We start from the raw sequence: 24600 nt of genomic DNA, 5'->3' as shown, positions 1-24600 counted from the left end.
GTGAAGGCCGCGACGACCGGCGCGAACCGCTCCCGGTCCAGCGAGCCGGTCCCGAGGTTGACCTCGGGGTTGTCGCGTCGGGCTCGGCCGGTTGGTCGGCGCCGGCGCGGCGGTGGTTGTAGGAGTGGACGTCGTAGACCACGAAGGGCCCGCGGGCGGCGACCTCGTCGAGGCGGGCGGCGAGGTCGCGGTAGAACGCGTCGTGCAGCTCCCGGGAGCGTTCGGCGACGTCGGCGGGCAGCGGGTTGGTGCGCCATACGCGCAGGCCCCAGCACTCGGAGGGGGTGCGGTAGACGCTGCCGTCGCGGTCCCGGTTGAGGTCGACCTCGAAGCGGGAGCGGTGCACCACGACGGTCGCGGGCGTCCCGGCGGCGATCACGCCGGTGTGCGGGTCCTCCTCCCGCAGCCGGTCGCCCTCGTCGAGGGTCATCAGGGCGGCGGTCTCCGCGCGCAGGTCGTGCCCGGCGTGGATGGCCGTCGCGACCAGCGGGCCGCTCCAGTCCCCGGTCAGGTCGTGTGCCGTGGTGGCGCTCATGTGGCCACGGATGCCCGATCGCGGGGTCGTCGTAGCCGCGCGACCCGCGGAGTTCACCCGCGCGCCACGAAACCGCTGTGCTTGTCGACCACGTTGCGCAGGCTCCGCCCAGCCACGTAGCGGCGCAGGTTGTCCTCGAAGAGGGCGGCCAGCTCGTCGCGCCACCCCACGACGTCGCCGCACATGTGGGCGGACAGCGCGACCTGCTCGAGGTCCCACAGCGGGGAGTCGTCGGGCAGCGGCTCGGTCTCGACGACGTCGAGGGAGGCCGCGGCGATCTCGCCCCGCTGCAGCGCGGCCACGAGGGCGGTCTCGTCGACGAGGGCGCCGCGTCCGACGTTGATGAGGTGGGCGGTGGGTTTCATGGCGGCGAGCACCTCGGCGGACACGACGTGGCGCGTCTGCGGGGTGAGCGGGGCGATCAGGACGACGTGGTCGGCCCAGCCGACGTGCTGCGCGAGCTCGCTGGTCAGCACGATCTCGCCGAGGTCGGGGTCGCCGGAGACGGCTCGGCGACCGGCGCCTCGGACCTGCAGCCCCGCGGCGCGCAGCAGCTGGCCGCAGGCCCGCCCGATGGCGCCGGTCCCGACCACGAGCACATGTCGCCCTGCGGTGCGGGTGACCTCGCGGTGGCGCCACTCGTGCCGCCGCTGCAGCGCCTTGCTCTCGTGCAGCAGCTTGTCGTGGGCGAGCACGGAGGCGAGCACGAACTCCGCGATGGGCTGGTCGAAGACGCCGCGGGAGTTGGTCACGACCACCGAGGACTCGGCGAGCTCGCCGAAGAGCATCGCGTCGACCCCGGCGGCGGCCACGTGGACCCACCGCAGCGCGTCGGCGGCCGGCCACGCCGCGCGGAGCGCGCCGCTGAAGAAGTCCCACGAGAAGAGCACGTCCGCGCCCGGCAGCGCCTCGGCCAGGTCCGCCTCGGTGGCGTAGCGGAGGTCGGCGAGGGACCGGAGCGCGGCCTCGTTGCCGGGGGGCTGCGTGCCGTCGGCGGTGAGGACGACGAGGCGGGGACGAGGCTGCGACATACGGCCATCGTAGTGAGAGTTGCAGATTGTTGACAATCCGACCAACGCGGGGACAGGATCGGCTCATGACCTCCCTGAGCCCTCTCCTCAAGCAGGCCACACCCGTCGTGGTCGACCACGCCTCCGGCTGCTGGATCCATGGTCAGGACGGCCGTGACTACCTCGACTTCACCACGGGCATCGGCGTCACCAGCACCGGCCACTGCCACCCGCGGGTCGTCGAGGCCGCCCGCGAGCAGGTCGGCAAGATCATCCACGCGCAGTACACGACGGTGATGCACCAGCCGCTGCTCGACCTCACCGAGCGGCTCGGCCAGGTCCTCCCGGAGGGGCTCGACTCGGTCTTCTACGCCAACTCCGGCTCCGAGGCCGTGGAGTCGGCGGTGCGGCTGGCCCGCATGGCGACCGGACGCCCCAACATCGTGGTCTTCCAGGGCGGCTTCCACGGCCGCACGGTCGCGGCGGCGACCCTCACGACCGCGGGCACCCGCTTCGCGGCCGGCTTCTCCCCGCTCATGGGCGGGGTGCACATGGCGCCCTTCCCCTACGCCTACCGCTACGGCTGGGACGTCGACACCGCGATCGACTTCGCGCTGCGCGAGCTGGACCACCTCTTCGCGACCCGCACCTCCCCGGCCGACACCGCGGCCTTCCTCATCGAGCCGGTGCTCGGGGACGGCGGCTACCTGCCGACCCCGCCGCGCTTCCTGCAGGGGCTGCGCGAGCGCGCCGACGAGCACGGCATCCTGCTGGTGCTCGACGAGGTGCAGGCCGGCTGCGGGCGGACCGGCCGGTTCTGGGGGCACCAGCACGCCGACGTCGCGCCCGACATCCTGCTGACCGCCAAGGGCATCGCGTCGGGCTTCCCCATCAGCGCGATGGCCGCCTCCGAGGCGCTCATGAGCAGGGGCTGGCCCGGCTCCCAGGGCGGGACGTATGGCGGCAACGCCGTGGCCGCGGCCGCCGGCTGCGCGACCCTCGACGTGATCCGGGACGAGGGGCTCGTGGACAACGCGCGGGTCCGCGGGGACCAGCTGCGGGCGGGGCTCGACGCGCTGGCCGCCGACGTCGACGCGATCGGCGACGTGCGCGGCCTGGGGCTGATGCAGGGCATCGAGTTCACCACCGCCGACGGGCGCCCCGACGCGGCGACCGCGCTCGCGGTGCAGCAGGGCACGACCGCCCATGGTCTGCTCACCCTCACCTGCGGTCCGCTCGGTAACGTCGTCCGGGTGATGCCCGCGCTCGTCGTCTCCGAGGAGGAGATCGAGCTGGGGCTGCAGCGCTTCCGCGCCACGGTCGAGGAGGTCGTCCCGGGCTGAGGGCCGTGACGACCCGCTCGATCCCGCTCGACCACGTCCCTCACCGCCCGACCCCGGAAGGACCCCCCCATGACCGTCCAGCTCGTCACCGCCAGCGAGTCCCAGGCCCGTCGCGCCCAGGAGGTCCTGGCCTCCGTGCACACCGGCGTCTTCATCGACGGCGCGTGGGGCGACGCCGCCTCCGGCAAGACCCACGACGTGGTCAACCCCGCCACCGAGGAGGTCATCGCGACCATCGCGGACGGCGGCCCGGAGGACGCGCGCCGCGCCATCGAGGCGGCCGCGGCGGCCCAGCGCGACTGGGGCCGCACCGCCCCGCGCGAGCGCAGCGAGATCCTGCGCCGCGCCTACGACCTCATCATGGAGCGGCAGGACGACTTGGCGCTGATCATGACCAGCGAGATGGGCAAGCCGTTCGCCGAGGCCAAGGGGGAGGTCGCCTACGCCGCGGAGTTCTTCCGGTGGTTCTCGGAGGAGGCGGTGCGCATCGGCGGGGACATGATGCTCTCCGGCGACGGCAAGACCCGCATCCTCGTGTCCCGCCAGCCGGTGGGGCCGTGCGTGCTGGTCACGCCGTGGAACTTCCCGCTGGCGATGGGGACCCGCAAGATCGGCCCGGCCATCGCGGCCGGCTGCACCATGGTCTTCAAGCCCGCCCACCTGACCCCGCTGTCGTCCTTCGCGCTGGTCGACATCCTCGTCGAGGCGGGGCTGCCCGCGGGGGTCCTCAACGTCGTGTGCTCCTCCGACGCCGGCTCGGTCGTCGAGCCGTGGATGAGCAGCGGGCTGGCCCGCAAGGTCTCCTTCACCGGGTCCACCGCCGTCGGGGTGAAGCTCCTGGAGCAGGCGGCCCAGCACGTCATGAGGTCCTCGATGGAGCTCGGCGGCAACGCGCCGTTCATCGTCTGCGAGGACGCCGACCTCGACAAGGCCGTCGACGGCCTGATGGTCGCCAAGATGCGCAACATGGGCGAGGCCTGCACCGCCGCCAACCGGATCTTCGTGCACCGCTCGATCCACGACCGGCTGGCCGACAAGCTCGCCGAGCGCATGGGTGCCCTCTCGGTCGGCGACGGTCTCGGCGACGGCGTGGACGTGGGGCCGCTGGTCGAGCCCAAGGCGCTCGCCAAGGTCAGCGAGCTGGTCGGCGACGCCGTGGAGCGTGGCGCCACCGTCCGCTGCGGCGGCGACCGCCCCGAGGGAGCCGGCTACTTCTACGCCCCCACCGTGCTGACCGACGTGAGCCCGGAGTCGGACCTGATGACCCAGGAGATCTTCGGCCCCGTCGCGCCGCTCATCCCCTACGACTCCGAGGAGGAGGTCGTCGAGCTCGCCAACGCCACCCCGTGGGGGCTCATGGGCTACGTCTACACCGAGAGCCTGGAGCGGGCCTTCCGCCTCGGGGAGGCGATCGAGACCGGGATGGTCGGCCTCAACACCGGCCTGGTGTCCAACCCTGCGGCGCCCTTCGGCGGCGTCAAGGCCTCCGGGCTGGGGCGCGAGGGCGGCAAGCTCGGCATCGAGGAGTTCCTCGAGGTCAAGTACCTCGCCACCCCCCGGGCCTGACGGAGCGACATGACCGAGCGCGAGATGACCTTTACCCCGGCGGAGTACGCCGACCGCCTGGCCGCCGTGCGCGCCCGTATGGCGCACCAGGGGCTGGCCGCCCTCGTGGTCACCGACCCCGCCAACCTGTTCTACCTGACGGGTTACAACGCGTGGTCGTTCTACACCCCGCAGCTGCTCTTCGTGCCGTCCGAGGGGGACCTGGTCCTCTTCGCGCGGGCGATGGACGCGCAGGGGGCGCACCGCACCTCCTGGCTGCCGATGGAGCAGGTCGTCGGCTACCCGGAGAAGCTCGTGCACCGGCCCGACACCCACCCCTTCGCGTGGGTGGGGGCGCAGCTGCAGCGGCGCGGCATGGTGGCGCCCTTCGCGGGGCAGTGCGTCGGGGTGGAGACCGACTCGCACTACTTCTCGCCCAAGGCCTACCGCCACCTGGAGCATGCCCTGCCGCAGTGGCGGCTGGTCGACTCCTACGAGCTGGTCAACTGGGTGCGGGCGGTGAAGTCCGACGCCGAGATCGCGCTGATGCGCAAGGCCGCGCAGGTCACCACCAAGGCGATGCAGGCCGCCGTCGACACCATCGAGGTGGGCGTGCCGCAGCACGTCGTCGCCGCCGAGATCCAGCGGGCGCAGGCCCTCGGTGACGGCGACGTGTGGGGCGACTTCCCGGCCATCGTGCCGATGCTGCCGACCAGCGAGTCCGCCGACACCCCGCACCTCACGTGGACCGACCGGCGCCTGGTCGAGGGCGACGCCGTCGTCGTGGAGCTGGCCGGCGCGCACCGCCGCTACCACGTGCCGCTGGCGCGCACGATCGTCCTCGGCACCCCCGACCCGCGCCTGGAGCGGCTCGAGGAAGCCGTCGCGGCGGGGCTGGACGCCGTGCTCGCCACCACCCGCGCGGGCGTCCCCGTCATCGAGCTCGCGCGCGCGTGGAACGACTGCCTCGCCCGCTACGGCCTGTCCAAGCCGTCCCGCCTCGGCTACTCGATCGGGATCGCCTACCCGCCGGACTGGGGCGAGCGCACCATCTCCATCCGCAGCGACGACGACACGGTGCTCGCCGCCAACATGACCTTCCACGTCATCTGCGGCATGTGGATGCAGGACTTCGGCTACGAGGTGTCGGAGTCCATCCGCGTGACGGATGACGGCGCCGAGTGCTTCACGGCATACGACCGGGGTCTGCTGCGGGCCTGAAGGCCCGACGACCCGGCCACCCACGCACGCCCCCGGACCGAGGAGGACCACATGCTGACCACGATCGACTCGCTGCGCCCCCGCCCCACCGAGGGCATCGCCGGGTCGGCCGACCAGGGCCTGCAGCCGCTCGCGGCGCGCGCCGACGGGCTGGTGGGCTCCGTCATCGACTCGTCGACGTCGCTGCTGGCGGCGCAGACCCACGACATCGTGAGGTTCGCGATGGGGGCGCCCGCGCCGGAGGTGATCCCGGTCGACATCTTCAAGCAGCTGGCGACCGAGGCCCACGACGAGGGCTCCTTCACCTACGGCGCCACCGAGGGCGAGCCCGGGCTGATCGAGGCGCTCGTCGACGTCTCCGCCGACACCGACGAGCCCACCCGCGCCGAGCGGGTGGTCATCACCTCGGGCGGGATGCAGGGACTGGACCTCGCGTTCAAGCTGTATGTCGATCCCGGGGACCTGGTCGTCGTCGAGTCCCCGACCTACACCAACGGCTCGGGCACGGCCCTCGCCTACGGCGCCGACCTGCTGGAGGTGCCCTGCGACGACGACGGCATGGACGTCGACCAGCTGGAGCGGCTCGTCCGGGAGGCCGGGCGCACGCCCAAGGCGATCTACACGATCCCCAACTTCCAGAACCCCTCCGGCGTGACCCTGTCCGAGGAGCGGCGGGTGCGGCTCGTCGAGCTCGCCCACCGGTGGGGGTCGGTGATCGTGGACGACGACCCCTACGGGCTGCTGAGGTTCGAGGGGGAGCGGGTGCGCGGCTTCGCCGAGATCAGCCCGGACGACCCGCTGATCTTCTCGGTCCGGACCTTCTCCAAGATCCTGGCGCCGGGGCTGCGCGTCGGCTGGGTCGACGCGGACCCCCGGCTGCGGCAGCTGCTGATCAACGCCAAGCAGGCCATGGACACCTGCACCAACGTGCCCAACCAGCACGTCGTCGAGGGCTTCATCCGGTCCGGTGGGCTGCAGGCGCACCTGGAGGGGCTGCGCAAGGAGTACCTCACCCGCAAGGACGCGATGCAGGAGTCCATCGCGCGCCACCTCGGCGACCGGGTCCGCACCACCGACCCGCAGGGCGGCTTCTTCCTGTGGGTGACGCTGCAGGGCGAGGACGCCGCGGTGTCCACGCAGCGGCTCTTCGAGATCGCCCTCGCCGAGGGCGTGGCCTTCATCCCGGGGCCGGCCCTGTCGCCGTCGGGCCGTTTCGACGACGCCTTCCGGCTGTGCTTCGCCTCGACCACGCCGGAGCGCACCGACGTGGGCATCGAGCGGCTCGCGCGGGCCCTGGACCGCGCCCGGGCCGAAGGCTGAGGCCGTGGTGACCGCGGCCGAGCGTCGCGTCCTCGAGCTGCTGGACGAGGCCGAGCTGGTCGACCTGACCTTCGCGCTGGTGCGGGCCCGCGGCGAGAACCCCGGCGAGACCGAGGGGCCCACCGTGGACGTGCTGGCGGCGGCCTGCCGCGAGCGGGGGCTGACGGTGGCGACCCGGGAGGTGGCGCCGGGGCGGCCCAACCTGGTGGCGACGCTGCCGGGGTCGGGGTCGGGGTCTGGTCCGGCGTCGGGCTCTGGGCCGGGGCTGCTCTTCCTCGGGCACTCCGACGTGGTGCCCGCGGGACCCGGCTGGTCCGGGGATCCCTTCGAACCGCGGCAGGAGGCCGGTCGGCTCGTCGGTCGTGGCGTCGCGGACATGAAGGGTGGCCTCGCGGCCGTCGTGCTCGCCGTGGACGCCGTCCGCCGCGCCGGGGTCCCGCTGACCGGGGCGGTGACCCTCGCGTGCACGGTCGACGAGGAGGACCTCGACCTCGGGATCCGGGACCTCGTCGCCCAGCCCGACCTGCTGCCCGGCCCGTATGCCGCCTGCGTCGTCGCCGAGCCGACGGACCTGTCCGTCGTGGTGGCCTGCCGCGGCGACGCCTACCTCGAGGTGGAGGTCACCGGCGTGGCCGCGCACTCGGGGCGGCCCGCGGACGGGCGCAACGCGATCGACGCGGCGGCGCGGATCGTCGACCTGGTCCGGGCCGACCACGAGCGGCTCGTGGCGGCCGCCGAAGACCGGCTCGGCTCCGGCACCTGGAACGTCGGGCGCATCGAGGGCGGCCGCGGCACCTCCATCGTCGCGCCGGGCTGCCACCTGTGGCTCGACCGGCGGCTCATGCCGGGCGAGGACCCGGAACGCATCGCGGCGGAGCTCCGCGACCGCGTCGAGGCCGCGGGGATCGTCGGCGACGGCATCGGCGTCGAGCTGCAGGTGACCATGGAGATGCCCGGCTTCGAGACCGAGCCCGACCACCCCCTGGTGACGGCCGGCGTCGACGCGACGCGAGCCGTGGGTCGTCCGGGGGAGGTCGACGTGTGGACCGCGGCGTGCGACGGCGGTTTCGTGGTGCGGGATCTCGGCATACCGGCCGTGGTCCTGGGGCCGGGCAGCGTCAGCGAGCAGGCCCACCAGGCCGACGAGTCCGTGGCTGTCGCCGAGCTGCTCGACGCGGCGCGGGTCTATGCGCTGCTGATCCTGCGGCTGGTGGGCACGTCCTGATCGGGCTAGCCGCCACGTCACCGACAGTGATTGTCCGATTGTAGACTGGGGCCTCAGGGGGTCCCGCGCGGCCCACCCGACGACGAAGGCACCCGCATGGCCCCGCAGCAGCCCCGCCCCACCCGACCGCCGCTGGCACCCATCGTCCAGGACTCCACCCCGTCCCTGATCGCGGCGCGGCTGCGCGAGGCCATCGCCACCGGGGTCCTCGGGCCGGGCGAGCAGCTCGGCGAGACGGCGCTCGCGGCCAGCTTCGGGGTGAGCAGGGGGCCGCTGCGCGAGGCCATGCAGCGGCTCACCCAGGAAGGGCTGCTGGTCAGCCACCGCAACCGCGGGCTCTTCGTCATGGAGCTGGACCCCGGGGAGATCCGGGACATGTACCTCGCCCGCGAGGCCCTCGAGCGCGCCGCCGTCGAGCAGATCGTCGGCTCCGGGCTCGCGCCGGAGGCCGCGTCGCTGCTGGACATCGTCTCCGAGATGCGCGGCGCCGAGCCCGAGGGTGCGGCGAGCGCCGACATGCGCTGGCACGTCGCGTTGGTGCGGCTCGCCCGCAGCCCGCGGCTGCGCTCCATGCACGCGTCGATGATCACCCAGATCCGCATGTGCCTCACCCGGATGGGTGACACGTATGACGGCGCCGAACGCCGCGCCGACGAGCACGAGCAGATCACCCGAGCGATCCTGGCCGAGGACCTGCCCCGCGCCGACGCGCTGCTGCGCGAGCACATGCGTGACGGCTTGGACCGGCTGGAGCACGCCGGCCGCTGACGGGCGCCGCGCTGCTCGTATCGGGTGGACTTCACCATCGAAGACGGTGGTTTTTCCCCCCCTGCGGCCGGACGGTGGTTTGGCCTACCTGCCGCCGCATCGCTGCTCGTATCGGGTGGACTTCACCATCGACGTCGGTGGTGTTTCCCACCCGCTGCGGTCTCACGGTGGTGGGGCGCCCCGCCGACGCATCGCTGCTCGTATCGGGTGGACTTCGCCGTCGACGTGGGTGGTGTTTCCCACCCGCTGCGGCCAGACGGTGGTCGTGAGCGCCCCCGCCGAGCGCCGCACACTCGGCATACGGGTGAGAAAGGTGCACTCAGGCTCTGGTCAGACGAGCCCACCCCCGCTAACGTCGGATTGTCAACAATCCAACGAACCGCGCCCCCCCATCACCGCGCGGCCTGGAGGAGGTCACCATGGGACCCAGCACGCACGGTGTGGACCCGGTGCACGACGAGGTCGAGCCCGGCCTCCTCAAGCGAGCCATCGCCGCGTCGGCCATCGGCAACGCGGTCGAGTGGTTCGACTACGGGATCTACGCCTACGGCACGGCCTTCATCGCCAAGGCGCTCTTCCCGGCGGACGCGGCCAACGCGATGATCTTCACGCTCGGCGGCTTCGCGATCTCCTTCGTCATGCGGCCCCTCGGCGGCCTCATCTGGGGTCCGCTCGGCGACAAGATCGGGCGCAAGGCGGTCCTCGCCACCACGATCACCCTGATGGCGGCGGCCACCGTGCTCGTCGGCCTCATCCCGTCCTACGGGACCATCGGCATCGCCGCGCCCGTGGTGCTCTACCTGCTCCGCATGGTGCAGGGCTTCTCCGCGGGAGGTGAGTATGGCGGCGCCGCCACCTTCATGGCCGAGTACGCCCCCGACCGCCGCCGCGGCTTCCTCGGCAGCTTCCTGGAGTTCGGCACGCTCGCGGGCTTCAACCTCGGCGCGCTGCTCATGCTCGGCCTCATCGAGCTGACCTCGGCGCAGCAGATGGAGTCCTGGGGCTGGCGCATCCCCTTCCTGATCGCCGGTCCGCTCGGCATGGTCGGGATCTACCTGCGCTCCAAGATGGAGGACACCCCGGTCTTCCGCGAGCTGGAGGCCGCCGAGGAGCACCAGCACTCCCACCGCGGCATGGTGGACACCATCAAGGTGCTCTTCGCCCATCACATAGGCTCGATGCTCAAGCTCATGGGCCTGGTGCTCGCTCTCAACGTCGTCAACTACACGCTGCTGAGCTACACGCCGACCTACCTGCAGGGCCTCGCGTTCACCCCGACCCAGGCGCTGCTCGTCCCGATCTTCGGGCAGCTGCTGATGATGGTCTTCCTGCCGCTGGCCGGGACGATCTCCGACCGCTGGGGCCGCAAGCCCAGCTGGTTGATGTCGCTGCTCGGCATCGCCGTCCTCGCGCTGCCCTGCTACAAGCTGATGCAGACCGGGTTCGCCGGGGCCATCGCCGGCTTCGCCATCCTAGGTCTGGCCTACATCCCGCAGCTGGCGACCATCTCGGCCACCTTCCCCGCGATGTTCCCGACGCACGTCCGCTACGCGGGGGTGGCGCTCGGCTACAACATCTCGACGGCGCTCTTCGGCGGCACGGCCGGCCTGGTCAACGAGTGGCTGATCAAGCGCACCGGTGACGAGCAGTGGCCGGCCTACTACATGATCGCCGCCTGCCTGATCGGTCTCGTCGCGCTCTTCTTCACGGTGGAGACCAAGGGCGTGTCGCTGCGCGGCACCCACACGCCCGGCACCGAGGAGGCCTTGGCCGAGCAGCGGGCCGCGAGTGCCGGTCACGGGGGCGCCGCCCCGGCCTGAACCGCCACCGGGCGCCCGGATGGGCACATCTGCACCCCTCCTCCCAGAGTCGGGCACTACACTCTGTAGTGAGAAACCGCGGGGGGAGGGTGCATGTCCGTCGTCGTCGGCGTGCCGACCTATCGACGTCCTGACCTGCTGCGTCGGCTGCTCGGTCAGATCGTGAAGCAGGCGACGGAGCTGCGCTCCGGCGAGCCGGTGGCGGTCGTCGTGGCCGACAACGCCTGCCAGCCCGAGGTGGCCGACCTGGTGCAGGCTCTGGCCGCCGAGGCCCCGGTGCCGATCCACTATCGCGCGGTGCGCGAGCGGGGGATCTCCCAGGCGCGCAACGCCCTGATCCGCGGCGCCTACGCCGTCGCCCCCGACTGGGACTACCTGGTCATGTATGACGACGACGGGTCGTTGCGGCCCGGCTGCCTCGCCGCTCTGGTCGCCACCGCCCGCCGTTACGACGCCGACTGCGCCGGCGGCCCCGTCGAGATGGGCCGGCTCGACGGGCACTCCCGCCTCATCCGCGCCTACCTCGCCTCGTCGCTGGTGGCCAAGAAGACCGGCCCGGTCGTGGCGCTCAACGGCGCCCAGAACACCCTCGTGGCGCGGCGACTCGTCGAGCGGCTCCGCGACCCGTGGTTCGCCCCCAACCGGGGCTTGTCCGGGGGCGAGGACTTCGCCTTCTTCCTCGACGCCAAGTCGGTCGGGGCCCGCTTCGTGTGGGACGCCGACGCAGTGGTCGACGAGCCACTGCCGCCGCAGCGGCTCACCCGCGCCTCGGTGCTGCGCCGCGCCTTCGAGGAGAATGCCGCCAACGCCCACACCGAGGTCGAGCACTTCGGCTACGGCCACTCGCTGGCCGTCCTCGGCAGCAGCGCCCGGTGGCCGCTGGTGCTGGGGATCGCCGGGGCGGTGCACCGCGACCCGGACCGGTGCGCCCGGATGGTGGTCAGCCTGTGCGGCATCGCGGGCCGCGTCGCCGGCACCGCCGGGCTCAACCCCCAGCCCTACCGCTGAGGCAGCACCCGCCAGTAGCGCTCGATCTCGGGCAGCCCCTCGGGCACGTCCAGCGGCAGCTCCTTGTCGATCAGCAGCGGCACCTGGCTGGCGTAGGCCGCGACCCGGGCCGCCTTGGCCACCCGGTCGACCCGCACCTCGACCGCCTCGACCTCCTCGGTGGCCAGACCGTGACGCTGCGTGAGCAGATCGATCTCCGCCTGACCCGGCCGGCCGTAGACGTAGGGTACGTCCTCGTAGAACCCCAGCGGCGCCCCCGCGGCGAGCAGGTGCTCCGCGAGCGTGTCGCGGACCCAGCGGTGGTCGCCGTTGACGCCGGGGCCCACGACCACCTCGGGCACCGGTCCGCGACGCCGCGCCAGGACCCGCTCGGCCACGGCGCGAGCCACCCGCACCCCGAGCCGAGCCGCCTTGCGCACCACCCGGACCGCGAGCGGGCGCGCCGGGCCCGGCACCCAGGGCAGCTCCCCGGTGGCGGTGGGCAGCAGCACCAGGCCGCCCTCGTGCTCGGCGAGCCAGGCATCGACCCAGCCGGTGAGGGTGGCGGCGTCCGCGTCGGGGCGGCCGCCGTCGAGGCCGCCGAGAGGGTTGCCGCCAAGGCTGCCGAGAGCGTCGTCGAGCAGGTCGCTGGGGAGGTACTGCCGGTCCAGCAGCCCCAGCAGGTGCCGCCGGTGCGGCGTGCCCGCGAAGGCCCGCTCGTCCTCCGCCAGCCGCACCGTCATCGCCGCGTCCGAGTCCGCGAATCCCGCTCGCACGTCCCAGTCCTCGCGCACGGCCTGCTCCGGTCGCCCGGTGCACACCGTCAGCACGTCCAGCGGCTCGGCCTGCCCGACGAGAGCCTCGCAGGACAGGACGACGTCGTCCAGGTGCGGGGAGACGACCAGCAGCGGCCGGCCCTCGAGCAGCGCGGCGGCCGGCGGGGGCAGCGGCATACGGCTCACGGGCGCGCGTCGCAGAGGGCGTAGGAGGCGCCCGCCGACGCGGCCGTCACGACGCCCACGGCCGGCCACGCGCCGATCGACCTCGCGAGGACGTGCGAGCCGACGAAACCACCCACGTAGACGGCCGACAGCAGCGCCGTCGTCGCCGGGTCCGTCCGGGCGAGCCAGGTGCGGCCGGCCAGCACGCCGGCGGCGCCGAGGAGCACGCCCCCGAGCGGGCGGATGCCGGTCTCGCGGGCGAGCGCGAAGCCACCGGCCAGACCGAGCACGGTGAGGGGGGCGGTGGACACGTCGGTAGCGGGCTTGAGCTTCATGCCCCTACCGTATGCCGCCGCCCTGGACGGCACCGGGTGAGGCGCCCGGCGGCGGGGTATGTCCGGCCCATGAGCGGACAGGACATGCAGGACATGACCGTGCAGCCCGACCAGGGTCCCTTCCACGAGGCCGGGGGCAACCAGACGCCGGAGAGCAGCGTCAACCAGGCCCAGGAGCAGGCGACCCGCCCGGCCTACCCGGACGCCGACCAGGACACCGGCGAGGACGAGCAGCCGCGCGTCGCCGAGCCCACCTCGGGCGACCCGCAGACCCCCGGCGAGGTCGAAGGTGAGGGCAACGCCGAAGGCCTGACCCAGGGCATCAACGCCGGCTGACCACGGGCGTCGCCGGAGCGCGACCGCCAGGGGTGGACAGCGTCCGGCTCGTCCTCGGGACCGCCGCCAGGGCGGCCCCGAGCAGGCACGCGGCCGCGCATCCGAGCAGCACCGGCGTGACACCCCACGCGCCCATGGCGGGGGCGATCAGCGCGAGCCCGAGCGGCGCGCAGCCGTAGGAGACGAGCAAGGACCGATCCGGCACCCGCGACGAGCTGGCGGCCCGCGGGGTCGCGACCTACCTCAACGAGTCCGAGTGCCCGAAGGGCGCCCGCACGATCGCCGACCCGATCGAGGCGCAGCTGACCGACTACCGCAACCTGGGGCGGCTCTTCGGGGTGCAGGCGCGGGCGGACCAGCTCGTCGCCGAGCAGCGCGCCGCGGTGGCCGAGGCCCGCCGGCACCGGCCGACCGGTGAGCCGCCGCGGTTGCTGTGGATCTACTCCGCCTACGACGGTCAGCCCTACGTCGCGGGCAAGGCCGGCCTGGCGTCGGCGATGTCGCGCGTCTTCGGCGCCGTCAACGTCTTCGACGACGTCGACGACAAGTGGCCGGAGGTGCAGTGGGAGCAGCTCGCCGCCCGCAACCCCGACCTGATCGTCGTCGCCGACCTCGAGGAGCGCGGGCGCCCCGGCGACGCCGCCCGGGAGCTGCGGGCCAACCCGGCGACGGCGCAGATGGTGGCCGTCAAGGAGGGCCGGTTCCTGGTCGTGCCGGGCGTCGAGATGGACACGTCGGTGCGGTGGACCCGCGCGCTGACGCAGCTGCGCGACGAGCTGGTGCGCCGGGGCCTGGTCCGATGACCGTGACCGCGACGCCCGGGACCGGGGCGGCCCCGACCCGGCCGGCCGTGGTGGCGGCCACCGCGTCGGGGCGGGCCCGCACCCTGCTGACCTGCGGAGTCCTCGGGCTGGTCGCCCTCCCGCTGGCTGTCGTGGTGTCCTTGCGCCTCGGCGCCGCCGACATCACCTACGCCCAGGTGCTGCACGTTCTCGCCGCCCACCTCGGCCTGCCCTCGCAACCCGTCCCGGCGACCGCGGACGCCGTGCTGTGGGACCTGCGGGTGCCGCGGGTGCTCGCTGCGGCGGTCTTCGGGGCCGGTCTGGCGGTCTGCGGGGCGACGCTGCAGGCCCTCACCCGCAACGCCCTCGCCGAGCCCTACCTCCTCGGGATCTCCGCCGGCGCCTCGGCCGGCGCCGTGGTCGTGGCGGTCCTCGGCGTGGGGCTCGCCATCGGGCTCACCGGCGGGGCGCTCGTGGGGGCGCTGCTCGCGCTGGGGCTGCTGCTCCTGCTGCTGCGCCGCAGCGGCCTGGACTCCACCCGTGTCGTGCTCACCGGCGTGGTCGTCGGTCACCTCTTCTCCGCCATCACCTCGCTCGTGCTGATGGCGGCCGGCGACGCCGAGGCGACCCGGGCGATCACCTTCTGGCTGCTCGGGTCGATGGGCTCGGCGCGATGGGCGACGGTCGCGACGGGGCTCGTCGTGCTGCTGCTCGGCCTCGCCGTGATCAGCTGGTATGCCGGTGCCCTCGACGCCCTCGCCCTCGGCGGCGACACGGCGTCCTCGCTCGGCGTCGACGTCCGGCGGGTGCGGCGGCTGCTGCTCGTCGTCACCGCCGTCATGACGGCGTCCGCCGTCGCGAGCGTCGGGGCCATCGGCTTCGTCGGGCTGATCGTGCCGCACGCCATGAGGTTCGTCGTCGGGCCGTTGCACCGGGCGCTGGTGCCGGCGAGCGCGCTGCTCGGGGCGGTGCTGCTCGTGGTGACCGACGCGATCTGCCGAGTCGCCTTCTCGCCGCGGGAGATCCCCATGGGCGTGTGCACGGCGCTGATCGGGGTGCCGATCTTCCTGGCCATCCTGCGACGGAGGGGCGACCTGTGAGCATCGAGCTGCGCGACGTGACCTGGTGCGCCGGGGAGCGCACCATCATCGAGGGCGTCACCGACGTGCTGCCCACCGGCGGGGTCGTCGGGCTCGTCGGCGCCAACGGCAGCGGCAAGTCGACGCTGCTGCGCTGCCTGGTGGGCCTGCGCCGACCCACCGCGGGCACCGTGCTGGTCGACGGCTCCCCGGTGCACCGCTGGCCGGCGCGGCGGCGGGCCCGCGAGATCGCCTTCGTGGAGCAGGTGGTCGAGGTTGCCGAGGACCTGCGGGTCGTGGACGTGGTGGGCCTCGGGCGCACCCCTCACCAGGACCGCTGGCGCGGTCCCCGGCCGTATGACGAGCAGGTCGTGGCCGCCGCCATGGAGCAGGTCGGCATCGCCCACCTGGCGACCCGGCCGTGGCGTGCGGTGTCCGGCGGCGAGCGGCAGCGCGCCCACCTCGCCCGAGCCTTCGCCCAGGAGACGGCATACCTGGTGCTCGACGAGCCGACCAACCACCTGGACGTGCGCCACCAGCTGGAGCTGATGGAGCACCTGCGGGCGTGCGGGCGGACCGTCGTGGTGTCGCTGCACGACCTCGGGCTGGCCGGGCGCTACTGCGACCACGTGCTGGTCATGGCGGGGGCCGGCTGCTTGCGTCCGGGCCGCCGGCCGAGGTGCTCGAGCCACGCCTGATCCGAGCGGGGTTCGGGGTGGCGGCGGCCGTGGACGCCAGCGCGGAGGGGACCTGGTCGCTGTCCTACTCCCCGCTGGCGACCGAGGACCGGCACACCTCGGCGGCGCTCACCTGAGCGGGAGCTCGAAGTGCACGGTCTCGAACCGGTCGTCGTCCTCCTCGCCGCGGGCGTCGTGGACCTCGACCATCCCCACGCCGCGCCAGAACTCCAGGGCGCCGGGGAACTTCGCGTTGGTGTGCAGGTAGATCACCCGGTAGCCGCCCTCGTCGCGCACGAGGTCGACCGTGGCCTCGACCAGCCGTCGCCCCAGCCCGTGGCGGCGGTGCCGCGGGTCGGTGACCAGCCGGACCAGCTGCGCGACGGCCGCTCGGTCGGCGTAGCGGGCGGCCAGCCACTCGGGGTGGGGCGGGCTGGCGGGGCCGCCGACCCGCGCGGCGCAGGTGCCCACCACCGCGCCGGTCTCCTCGTCGACGGCCACCAGCAGGGCCTGGCGGGGGTTGTCGACATACACCTCGCGCAGGTGCTCGACGTCCCAGTGCCACTGCGGCTGGAAGCCGTAGCCCTGGTCGTCGCGGAAGCTGGTCAGCAGGAGCTCGCGGGCGCCGGCGAGCTCGTCCGGCGTCGTGGCGCGGCGGATGGTGATGGTCATGTCCACACGATAATGCAAGTCATGCGCAAGTAGAGGATGTGTGCCGGGGTGGGGGTCGGAGACCCGGGCTCGGGGTGGCGGCCTAGCAGCCGAGACGTGCGCGCAGCCTCCGGACGTCGTGGACCGCGTGGCCGTGCCCGTCGTTGTTGAAGTAGCCGAGCACGCGGTGCCCCGCCCCCTGCCACTCCCGGATCCGATCGGCCCACCAGTCGAGGTCGGCGTCGCCGTAGCTGCCGGCATACAGGTGGTCGTGGCTCGGGCCGTGCCACCGCACGTAGACGAGGGGGGCGGTCGCGCGCAGGACGCACGGCAGGTGGGCCCCCGACATGACGACGTAGGCCGCGCCGTGGCGCTCGAGCAGGGCGAAGACCTCCTCGCGGTGCCAGGACTCGTGCCGCAGCTCGACGGCGACCTCCAGCCAGGACGGCAGGGTCGCGAGGGCGTAGTCCAGCCGGGCGTCGTCGCGCTCCATGCCGGGCGGCAGCTGGAGCAGCAGCGGCCCCCGGCGGCCGCGGAGCTCGTGCAGCCCCCGGCCGATGATCTGCGACCACCGCTCGGGCGCGTAGAGCCGCTTGGCGTGGGTCAGCCCGCGCGGCGCCTTCACGGTCATGACGAAGCCCTCGGGCAGCCGCCGCCGCCAGCTCGCGAAGCTCGCGTCCCGCGGCCAGCGGTAGTGGCTCGCGTTGAGCTCCACCGTGTCGAGCTCGCTGACGTAGCAGGCGAGCCGGTCGCTCGGGCGCATCCCGTGCGGGTAGAGGACACCCTCCCAGTGGGCATAGCTCCAGCCCGACGTCCCGAGGAGGACGCTCACCCGTCGAGCTCGGCCAGGGTCCGGGGGATCTCAGCGAGCAGCTCGCGCGCGAGGAAGCCGCGGCGGCCGTGCACGGCCACCAGGCGCTCGCCGGCGCGGCCGTGGACGTAGGCACCCCACACGCCGGCCTGGGCGGGCTCCGCGCCGCGGCCGAGCAGACCCAGCAGCACCCCGGCCTTGACGTCGCCGGAGCCGCTGACGGCCATGCCCTCGCCGCCGGTCTGGACCGCCCACATGTCGGCGGTGGCCCGGGTGCCCGGCGTCGTGACGTAGGTCGTGGCGGCGCCCGACACGACCACGGCCCCGGCGCGGCGGCTCAGCCGCAGCGAGGCGCCGATCGGGTCCTGCGCGACCGCGTCCTCGTCCTCGCCGAGCGTGGTGGCGAGCTCACCGGCGTTGGGGGACAGCACGACCCGACCGTCCAGGTGCTGCACCCCGTCGGCGTGCTCGGTGAGATAGGCCATGCCCAGCGCGTCGATGACGACCGGGACGTCGAGCCGCGGGACGACCTGCTCCAGCAGCGCCACGGCGGCCTCGGGCGCCATGATCCCGGGGCCCAGCAGCACCGCCGCGCAGCCCTCGGCGAGCTCGACGATCTCGTCGGCGGCCTCGGGCGCGAGGTTGCCGTCGTCGTCGGCGGCGAGGCCCGCGACATACGCCTCGGGGATGGCGATGGCCATGGGCACGGCGAGCGGCTCGACGGTGGCGATCTGCAGCTTGCCCGCGCCGGCGCGCAGGGCCGCCTCGGCCGCCAGCAGCACCCCACCCGGCATGCGGACGTTGCCGCCGACCACGAGCACGCGGCCGTTGCTCTCCTTGTCCCCGCCCTGGCCGGGCAGCGCCCAGTCGCGCAGCAGGCCGGAGGAGACGACCTCGGGCTGACGGCTCATCGGTCGGCCCCGGTCGCGGCCGGCTCCTCGCGCGTGGTCTGCGTGCCCTCCTCGTCCAGCGGTGCGGTCTCGGCGTAGGTGTCCAGCTCCAGCGAGCCGTCCTCCGCGCGGTCGTAGCTGGTCATCGAGCAGTTGGGCAGCGGCGTCTCGTTGTCGATCGTGATGATGCCCTTCTCGTCGAGGCCCTCCAGCACGAGGCGGAAGCTCATGATCACCGCCTGGTGGCTGAAGACCCACACGTGCTCGTCGGCATACTCCTGCCGGATGTCCGCGAGCACGCTGCGCACCCGCAGCGCCACGTCGCACCAGGACTCGCCGCCCGGCGGTCGGTAGTAGAACTTGCCGACCTTGGTGCGCCGCTCGGCCTCCTCGGGGTGGTCGGCCCGGATGCCGTCCCCGGTCAGCCCGTCGAAGATCCCGAGGTCCCGCTCGCGCAGCCGCTCGTCGAGGACCAGCGTGTCGTCCAGCCCGGCCTCGCGCAGCGCCGCCAGGGCGGTCCCGCGGGCCCGCTCGTACGGCGAGCACAGCACCACCTCGGGGCGCTGCTCGTCGGCCAGGCCGGCCAGGTGCCAGCCGAGGGCGCGCGCCTGCTCGTGCCCCAGCTCGGACAGCGGGGTATCGGCGTCGCGGTAGTCGAGCGCCAGCCGTCCCTCGCCGGCCTTACGGGCGGCGGCGTCGGCGACGTTGCCCTCGCTCTGGCCGTGGCGGACGAGCACGAGCCGGCGCGGCGCGGTGCGGCGGCCGGCGGCGATCGAGTCAGGGTTGTCGGGCACGGGTCCTCCTCGGTTCGGTCTGACCGATGGCCTACCCGTTCGGGCCGGGGTGCAGACGGGCCCGTGGGGTCGCAGGGTGCCGAGGTGCTCCCCGGCCCCGGATGCGAGAGCATGCAGACTTCGGCATACGCACTCTCCGACGGAGGACGACGTGAGCACATCCTCGACCGCGGCCCAGCCGCAGACCCGGCCCCGCGGGGCGAAGACCCTGATCGGGACCGGCGTCGGCAACGCCCTCGAGTGGTACGACTGGAACGTCTACGCGACCTTCGCCACCTACATCGCGGCGCAGCTCTTCTCCAAGGTCGACCCGACCTCGGCGTTCCTGTCGACGCTCGCGATCTTCGCGGTGGGGTTCGTGGCGCGGCCCTTCGGCGGGTTCGTCTTCGGCTGGCTCGCCGACCGGATCGGGCGCAAGCACTCCCTCATGGTGGCCGTCCTCGTGGCGTCCGGGGGTTCGCTGCTGATCGCCCTCGCTCCCACGTATGACGCCGCCGGCGTGTGGTCCTCGCTCATCCTGCTCGTCGCGCGGCTGCTGCAGGGCCTCGCGCACGGCGGCGAGCTGCCTTCTGCCCAGACCTATCTCGCGGAGGAGGCGCCGCGCGAGCGACGCGGCTTCTGGGCGTCGTCGATCTACGTGTCCGGGACGATGGGGCTGCTGCTCGGGATGTTCCTCGGGCTGGTGCTCGAGTCGACGCTGAGCGACGCCCAGATGGACGCCTGGGGCTGGCGGGTGCCCTTCGCGCTCGGCGCAGTGCTCGGGATCTTCGCGCTGTGGATGCGCACCCGGCTCGAGGAGTCCGAGATCTTCGCCGAGGAGGTCGGCGAGGGCGGCGAACGCGCCCCGCGCGAGCACATCCTCGCCGGCGTATGGCGCCACCGCCGCCAGGCACTGCAGGTCATCGGCATGACGATGGGTCTGACCATCGCCTACTACGTGTGGTCGGTGAGCACCGCGGCATACGCCATCAAGGTGCTGAAGTTCGACAAGTCCGACGCCTTCTGGGCCGGGATCATCGGCAACACCGTCTTCATCCTGGCGCTGCCCGTGTGGGGACTCATCTCCGACCGAATCGGCCGCAAGATCCCGATCCTGATCGCGCTGCTCGGCGCGGCGGTGCTCTACGTGCCGATGACGGCGCTGATCCACCACGCGATGTGGCAGCTGGCGCTGGCCATCTCCGTCATGCTCGTGCTCCTCGCCGCCTACCTGGCGATCGCGCCGGCTGTGTACGCCGAGATGTTCCCGACGGACGTGCGGGCGACCGGGTTCGGGGTGCCGTATGCGATCTGCATCGCCTTGTTCGGCGGCACCGCGCCCTACGTGCAGAACTGGATGGCCTCGGCGATCCAGTGGCGGTGGGCCTTCGCGGCGTACGCGATCGTGGCGCTGCTGATCTCGGCGGCGACGGTGCTGACGCTGCCGGAGACCCGAGCGAAGGACCTGAGCCACTGAGGGCGTGGTGGTGGGGTTGGCCGCCCCCGCTGGTCGGAGCGGGTGGATTTGACCGCCGTGGTCGATGGTGGAGTCCACCCGTTGCCATTGAGGGCCGCGGTGGTGGGGTTGGCCGTCCGCGCTGATCGCAGCGGGTGGGCTTGACCAGCGTGGTCGATGGTGGAGTCCACCCGTCGTCGTTCAGGGGCTCGGTGGTGGGGTCGCGGGGGTCGCCGTGGCCGCAGCGGGTGGACTTGACCGCCGTGGTCGATGGTGGAGTCCACCCGTAGCCGTTGAGGCCCGCGGTGGTGGGGTCGCGGGGGTCGCCGTGGCCGCAGCGGGTGGACTTGACCAGCGTGGTCGATGGTGAAGTCCACCCGTTGCGACTGGGGGTCGGGCTAGCGTCGGCCGAACAGACGCTTGAAGAAGCCCTTCTCCTCCGACGCCTCGGCGGGCTCCTCCGGCGCGGCGGGGGGCGTGGGCTCGGCGCGGGGCGCAGGGGTGGGCTGCTGCGGCTCGAGCATCGGCTCAGGCTGGGCCGCGGGCTCGGGCGTCGGCTGGGCCGCGGGCTCGGGCGTCGGCTGGGGCTCGGGCTGCGGCGTCGGCTGCGGCTGGGGGTCGGGCGTCGGCTGGGGCTCGGGCATCGGCTCGGGCTGCGGCGTCGGCTGCGGCTGGGGGTCGGGCGTCGGCTGGGGCTCGGGCATCGGCTCGGGCTGCGGCGTCGGCTGCGGCTGGGGGTCGGGCGTCGGCTGGGGCTCGGGCATCGGCTCGGGCTCGGGCATCGGCTCGGGCTCCGGCGTCGGCTGCGGCTGGGGGTCGGGCGTCGGCTGGGACGCCGGCGTGGGCTCCGGCTCGCGGATCGGCTCGTCGACACGGATCCCGGGTTCGCCGAAATCGCCGCCCTCCGGCTCGATCACCTCGACGACCGGCTCCGCAGCAGCCGCGGCGGGCTCGGGCGCCTTGATCTGCTCAGGCGCCACAGGCTCAGGCGCTGCCGCAGCGGCCTCCGGCTCGGCGGGCCGGGATTCGGCGGGCCGGGACTCGACAGGCCCGGGCTCGGCGGGCTGGGGCGCGGGCTCCTCGTCGCCATACGACATCCCGACGAACCTCTTGCGCCCCTCGTCGAACACATGCACCCCGTCCTGCGCGGCCAGGTGCGCCACGATCCCGCGGGCCTCCTCGGCGTGCTCGCCGTCCGCGTCGGCGGCGCCCGACATGTCGATGACGGTGGTCGCGTTGACGAGGGGTCGACGGCGGGCGCCCTCGGGGAGGTAGTCGGCGTACATCTCCCCGACGCGGTCGGCGTCCTCGAACCAGTAGGTGTACGTGTAGCCCTCGCGCGTCCACGTCAGCTTGAGCGCGGTCTGCTCGGTGGTGCCGCCCGGGGCGGACTCGTCGAGCAGCGCCACGAGGCGGGCCTTGTCGAGCCCGGCCGCCTCGGTGGCGAAGATCATGTGCGGGTATGCGCTGGCCATGGCTCCAGTCTCCCCGATGCGCCCGCCGCTGGCGACAAGGCGCGTATGCCGCCCGCCCCGCCCGACCGGGGTCGGCGGCTCAGCGCACGGTGGTGGTGGGGGCGAGCCGCTCGAGGCCCTCGGCATACCGCTGCTCGACCAGGGTGAGCAGGCGCGGGTGCGTGCCGAGCGGCTCCGTGGTCCGGTCGGCGCCGGCCCGGGTCACCACGTCGGCGAAGTGGCCGGGGCCGATCAGGTATGCCGCCACGACGACCCCTCGCGACCCCGCCGCCCGGGCCGCGGTCACCGCCTCGGCGATGGTGGGGGCCGCGGCCGAGCCGTAGCCCACGCTCACCGGGCCGGCCCACCGGCGCGCCACCTCGGCCACCAGCGCGTCGACGTCGGCCTGGGCGCGCTCGCGGCTGGAGCCGGCGGCCGCCACGACCAGGGCGTCCCCGGGCTCCGCCCCGGCCTCGCGCGCCCGATCGACCAGGATCTCGGCGAGGATCGGGTCGGGCCCGAGAGCCCATGTGGCGCAGACGCTTTCGCGCCCGGCAACCGCCCGGGCGATGTCGACCTCGACGTGGTAGCCGAGCGACAGCAGCAGCGGCACGACCACGACCGGCAGCCCCGCGGCGGTCAGCGCGGCGACCCGGTCGCCGACATGCGGCTCCTGCACGTCGACGTAGGCGAGCTCCACCTGCAGCTCCGGCCGACGCTCGCGCAGCCGCTCGGCGATGCCGGTCACGGTGCGCTGGCCCTTGGCGCTGCGGGTGCCGTGGGCCACGAGCAGCAGCACCGGCGTCGACGTCATCGCCACGCGCCCCGCCAGTAGGCGGGCGGGTAGGGCGCGTCGTGCGGGCCGACGCCCAGCTCGTGGGCGGCGCGCAGCGGCCACGAGGGCTCGCGCAACGCGGCCCGCGCGAGCAGCACGGCGTCGGCGAACCCCGCGCCGAGGATCTCCTGCGCCTGTCGCGGTTCGGTGACCAGTCCCACTGCGGCCGTGGGGATCTCGGCTCCCTCGCGCACCTCGGCGGCGAGCGGCACCTGATATCCCGGCCCGATCGGGATCGCCGCCTGCGTCACGCCGCCGCTGGACACGTCGATCAGGTCGGCGCCGTGCTCGCGCAGCGTCCGCGACAGCGCGGTGGTCTGCTCGATGTCCCAGGCGCCGTCGATCCAGTCGGTGCCCGACAGGCGCACCAGGACCGGCTTGTCCTGCGGCCACACCGCCCGTATGGCGTCCAGCACCTCGACCACGATGCGCGAACGCCCTTGCAGGTCACCGCCATACGCGTCAGTGCGGTGGTTGGCGAGCGGCGACAGGAACTGGTGCAGCAGGTAGCCGTGCGCCGCGTGGACCTCGACGGTGTCGAAGCCCGCCTCGTCGGCCCGGCGCGCCGCGTCCGCGAAGTCCCGCACCACCTGGGCGATCTCGTCGGTCGTCAGCTCGTGCGGGACCGCCAGGCCGTCACCGGGCTCGGCCGAGGGGCCGACCGGCTCCCAGCCGCCCTCGGACGGCGGGACGGTGCCCTCGGGCTCGCCCTCCCACCAGCGGTAGGTCGACGCCTTGCGCCCCGCGTGGGCGAGCTGCACGCCGATCGCCGACCCCTGCCCGTGCACGAACTCCGTGATGTGCGACCAGGCGTCGCGCTGCTCGTCGTTCCACAGGCCGGTGTCCTCGGGGCTGATGCGGCCCTCCGGGGACACCGCGGTCGCCTCGGTCAGGATCAGCCCGAAACCGCCCTGCGCCCGCGCGCCCAGGTGCACCAGGTGCCAGTCGGTGGGGACGCCGTCCCGCTTCTCGACGGAGTACTGACACATCGGCGCCAGCCACACCCGGTTGCGAATCGTGAGTCCACGCAGGGTCATCGGGTCGAACAACGAAGTCATGCCCAGTGCAACCAGCACGGCGCCGAGATGTTCCCGGAGGTCCACCGCCGACCACCTGCCTAGGCTGGCCCCATGAACCCCTTCCTCACCGAGGCCTTCGCCGACTCCCTCCTCGACCAGACCATGGGCGGCGTCGCCGAGCGGGGTGGCTGGCTGGGCTCGTTCGTGGCCAAGCGGCTGACGACCGTGTCGGCCGGTTCGCTGATCGAGATGCCCGGCCCGTATGCCGACGCCCTGTCCCGCCTCAAGGCCGTGCGCGGTGAGGCCCCGGACCCGCGGGACACCGACGAGGGGCGCGCGTGGGGGTACTCCTGGGTCGAGCGGAGCGGCGTCATGCCCGTCGTGCTCGTGGCGTGGCTGATCGAGGGGCAGTCGCCGGTCCACGTGGAGGCGTTCACCAAGGCCAAGGCGGGCGACACCGCCTCCGCCGAGCGCGCCATCGCCGACCTGGCCGCCCGGCTGCGCGTCGAGGGCTGACCTCTCGCCCCCGAGCCCGACCTCTCGCCCCCGACCGCTCGCCCCCCTGCCCCCGACTTCTCGTGCACGAGCCTCCCGTTGAGAGGCGACAGATCGGGGTTGTGCCGCCGTCAGAACCCCCATTGGTCGCCTCTCAGCGACAGGAGGGCGGAGAGGGGGCGGGCGTCGCCAGGAGGGCGGGGGGCCGGGGCGAGACGCGGCTCGGCGCTGGTCGGGGGTTCGCGATGTGGGCGGGCCTTCCCGGCATGCGGACTGCTCCCTAGGCTCGCCG

General features: G+C 73.6%; 26 protein-coding genes and 1 pseudogene. 15 read left to right on the top strand and 12 right to left on the bottom strand.

The annotated features are described in order from the left end of the window. Positions 1-130: 130 nt before the first annotated feature. Positions 131-430, bottom strand: a pseudogene (locus ADJ73_RS17450) (N-formylglutamate amidohydrolase); the annotation flags it as partial. A 158-nt stretch (positions 431-588) separates the two neighbouring features. Next, positions 589-1566, bottom strand: a complete 978-nt coding sequence (locus tag ADJ73_RS04465) for a D-2-hydroxyacid dehydrogenase (protein ID WP_050347279.1) — start codon at positions 1564-1566, stop codon at positions 589-591. A 65-nt stretch (positions 1567-1631) separates the two neighbouring features. On the opposite strand from ADJ73_RS04465, the gene ADJ73_RS04460 reads away from it, so the two are divergent. The 8 genes from ADJ73_RS04460 to ADJ73_RS04425 all read left to right on the top strand — a co-directional run bounded on the left by ADJ73_RS04460 (position 1632) and on the right by ADJ73_RS04425 (position 11795). Beyond that, positions 1632-2888: an aspartate aminotransferase family protein gene (locus ADJ73_RS04460; RefSeq protein ID WP_050347278.1), complete on the top strand. Its 1257-nt coding sequence runs from the start codon at positions 1632-1634 to the stop codon at positions 2886-2888. Between the two features lie 69 nt (positions 2889-2957). Continuing rightward, on the top strand, positions 2958-4454 hold the full coding sequence (locus tag ADJ73_RS04455) for an NAD-dependent succinate-semialdehyde dehydrogenase (RefSeq protein WP_050347277.1): 1497 nt from the start codon (positions 2958-2960) through the stop codon (positions 4452-4454). 9 nt (positions 4455-4463) lie between these two features. After that, positions 4464-5654: a M24 family metallopeptidase gene (locus tag ADJ73_RS04450; protein ID WP_253272665.1), complete on the top strand. Its 1191-nt coding sequence runs from the start codon at positions 4464-4466 to the stop codon at positions 5652-5654. Between the two features lie 51 nt (positions 5655-5705). After that, positions 5706-6974 (top strand): aminotransferase-like domain-containing protein, encoded by a 1269-nt coding sequence (locus ADJ73_RS04445; protein ID WP_082176733.1) that lies wholly within the window; start codon positions 5706-5708, stop codon positions 6972-6974. Between the two features lie 4 nt (positions 6975-6978). After that, complete coding sequence (locus ADJ73_RS04440; RefSeq protein ID WP_050347276.1) at positions 6979-8199, top strand: M20 family metallopeptidase; 1221 nt, start codon at positions 6979-6981, stop codon at positions 8197-8199. A gap of 96 nt (positions 8200-8295) precedes the next feature. After that, positions 8296-8967, top strand: coding sequence for a GntR family transcriptional regulator (locus tag ADJ73_RS04435; protein WP_050347275.1), 672 nt, complete (start codon positions 8296-8298; stop codon positions 8965-8967). Positions 8968-9386: 419 nt separating this feature from the next. Then, positions 9387-10787 carry an MFS transporter gene (locus tag ADJ73_RS04430; RefSeq protein ID WP_050347274.1) on the top strand — a complete coding sequence of 467 codons (1401 nt, stop codon included), beginning with the start codon at positions 9387-9389 and terminating at the stop codon, positions 10785-10787. A gap of 93 nt (positions 10788-10880) precedes the next feature. Then, positions 10881-11795, top strand: coding sequence for a glycosyltransferase family 2 protein (locus ADJ73_RS04425; RefSeq protein WP_050347273.1), 915 nt, complete (start codon positions 10881-10883; stop codon positions 11793-11795). Here the strand turns inward: ADJ73_RS04425 and ADJ73_RS04420 are convergent. Beyond that, positions 11786-12727 carry a hypothetical protein gene (locus ADJ73_RS04420; protein WP_050347272.1) on the bottom strand — a complete coding sequence of 314 codons (942 nt, stop codon included), beginning with the start codon at positions 12725-12727 and terminating at the stop codon, positions 11786-11788. The genes ADJ73_RS04425 and ADJ73_RS04420 overlap by 10 nt on opposite strands. A gap of 5 nt (positions 12728-12732) precedes the next feature. Next, entirely contained in the window at positions 12733-13050 is a 318-nt protein-coding gene (locus ADJ73_RS04415) for a hypothetical protein (protein WP_050347271.1), read from the bottom strand. A gap of 69 nt (positions 13051-13119) precedes the next feature. Here ADJ73_RS04415 and ADJ73_RS04410 point away from each other — a divergent pair, with 69 nt between their 5' ends. Continuing rightward, positions 13120-13386, top strand: coding sequence for a hypothetical protein (locus tag ADJ73_RS04410; RefSeq protein ID WP_156188114.1), 267 nt, complete (start codon positions 13120-13122; stop codon positions 13384-13386). Here ADJ73_RS04410 and ADJ73_RS04405 read toward each other — a convergent pair. Then, positions 13373-13576, bottom strand: a complete 204-nt coding sequence (locus ADJ73_RS04405) for a hypothetical protein (RefSeq protein WP_156188113.1) — start codon at positions 13574-13576, stop codon at positions 13373-13375. The two genes, ADJ73_RS04410 and ADJ73_RS04405, sit on opposite strands and share 14 nt — an antisense overlap. 25 nt (positions 13577-13601) lie before the next feature. Between ADJ73_RS04405 and ADJ73_RS04400 the strand changes: the two genes are divergently transcribed. From ADJ73_RS04400 to ADJ73_RS17695, 4 genes are read left to right on the top strand one after another with little or no spacing between them, the layout of a single operon-like run. Further along, on the top strand, positions 13602-14189 hold the full coding sequence (locus ADJ73_RS04400; RefSeq protein ID WP_082176732.1) for an ABC transporter substrate-binding protein: 588 nt from the start codon (positions 13602-13604) through the stop codon (positions 14187-14189). Next, positions 14186-15268: a FecCD family ABC transporter permease gene (locus ADJ73_RS16855; RefSeq protein ID WP_156188112.1), complete on the top strand. Its 1083-nt coding sequence runs from the start codon at positions 14186-14188 to the stop codon at positions 15266-15268. The genes ADJ73_RS04400 and ADJ73_RS16855 overlap by 4 nt, the downstream gene beginning before the upstream one ends. Further along, positions 15265-15945 (top strand): ABC transporter ATP-binding protein, encoded by a 681-nt coding sequence (locus ADJ73_RS16470; protein ID WP_050347267.1) that lies wholly within the window; start codon positions 15265-15267, stop codon positions 15943-15945. Before ADJ73_RS16855 ends, ADJ73_RS16470 begins: the two co-directional genes overlap by 4 nt. Then, complete coding sequence (locus ADJ73_RS17695) at positions 15927-16061, top strand: hypothetical protein (protein ID WP_301280701.1); 135 nt, start codon at positions 15927-15929, stop codon at positions 16059-16061. Before ADJ73_RS16470 ends, ADJ73_RS17695 begins: the two co-directional genes overlap by 19 nt. Here ADJ73_RS17695 and ADJ73_RS04385 read toward each other — a convergent pair. The 4 genes from ADJ73_RS04385 to ADJ73_RS04370 form a co-directional block, all read right to left on the bottom strand. Continuing rightward, on the bottom strand, positions 16054-16596 hold the full coding sequence (locus tag ADJ73_RS04385; protein ID WP_050347266.1) for a GNAT family N-acetyltransferase: 543 nt from the start codon (positions 16594-16596) through the stop codon (positions 16054-16056). The two genes, ADJ73_RS17695 and ADJ73_RS04385, sit on opposite strands and share 8 nt — an antisense overlap. Positions 16597-16678: 82 nt before the next feature. Beyond that, positions 16679-17407: a DUF72 domain-containing protein gene (locus ADJ73_RS04380; RefSeq protein WP_050347265.1), complete on the bottom strand. Its 729-nt coding sequence runs from the start codon at positions 17405-17407 to the stop codon at positions 16679-16681. Further along, complete coding sequence (locus tag ADJ73_RS04375) at positions 17404-18297, bottom strand: NAD(P)H-hydrate dehydratase (protein ID WP_050347264.1); 894 nt, start codon at positions 18295-18297, stop codon at positions 17404-17406. Before ADJ73_RS04375 ends, ADJ73_RS04380 begins: the two co-directional genes overlap by 4 nt. Beyond that, positions 18294-19070 carry a histidine phosphatase family protein gene (locus ADJ73_RS04370; RefSeq protein WP_050347263.1) on the bottom strand — a complete coding sequence of 259 codons (777 nt, stop codon included), beginning with the start codon at positions 19068-19070 and terminating at the stop codon, positions 18294-18296. Before ADJ73_RS04370 ends, ADJ73_RS04375 begins: the two co-directional genes overlap by 4 nt. A gap of 151 nt (positions 19071-19221) precedes the next feature. On the opposite strand from ADJ73_RS04370, the gene ADJ73_RS04365 reads away from it, so the two are divergent. Next, a complete protein-coding gene (locus ADJ73_RS04365) occupies positions 19222-20526 on the top strand; it encodes an MFS transporter (protein WP_050347262.1) in 1305 nt (434 codons plus the stop codon). 377 nt (positions 20527-20903) lie between these two features. On the opposite strand, the gene ADJ73_RS16850 is transcribed toward ADJ73_RS04365, so the two are convergent. The 3 genes from ADJ73_RS16850 to ADJ73_RS04350 all read right to left on the bottom strand — a co-directional run bounded on the left by ADJ73_RS16850 (position 20904) and on the right by ADJ73_RS04350 (position 23852). Next, the gene (locus ADJ73_RS16850) at positions 20904-21980 is read right to left on the bottom strand and encodes a hypothetical protein (RefSeq protein ID WP_050347261.1); all 1077 of its coding nucleotides are present in this window, start codon (positions 21978-21980) and stop codon (positions 20904-20906) included. A gap of 79 nt (positions 21981-22059) precedes the next feature. After that, positions 22060-22773, bottom strand: a complete 714-nt coding sequence (locus tag ADJ73_RS04355) for a sirohydrochlorin chelatase (RefSeq protein ID WP_050349252.1) — start codon at positions 22771-22773, stop codon at positions 22060-22062. Beyond that, positions 22770-23852 (bottom strand): NADH:flavin oxidoreductase/NADH oxidase, encoded by a 1083-nt coding sequence (locus ADJ73_RS04350; protein WP_050347260.1) that lies wholly within the window; start codon positions 23850-23852, stop codon positions 22770-22772. Before ADJ73_RS04350 ends, ADJ73_RS04355 begins: the two co-directional genes overlap by 4 nt. Before the next feature lie 72 nt (positions 23853-23924). Here ADJ73_RS04350 and ADJ73_RS04345 point away from each other — a divergent pair, with 72 nt between their 5' ends. Beyond that, positions 23925-24329 carry a hypothetical protein gene (locus ADJ73_RS04345; RefSeq protein ID WP_050347259.1) on the top strand — a complete coding sequence of 135 codons (405 nt, stop codon included), beginning with the start codon at positions 23925-23927 and terminating at the stop codon, positions 24327-24329. Positions 24330-24600: the final 271 nt, after the last annotated feature.

This window comes from Arsenicicoccus sp. oral taxon 190 (assembly GCF_001189535.1).
Lineage (GTDB): Bacteria > Actinomycetota > Actinomycetes > Actinomycetales > Dermatophilaceae > Arsenicicoccus.
The sequence above is the reverse complement of the archived record's forward strand: the minus strand, read 5'-3'. Positions and strand labels throughout refer to the sequence as shown.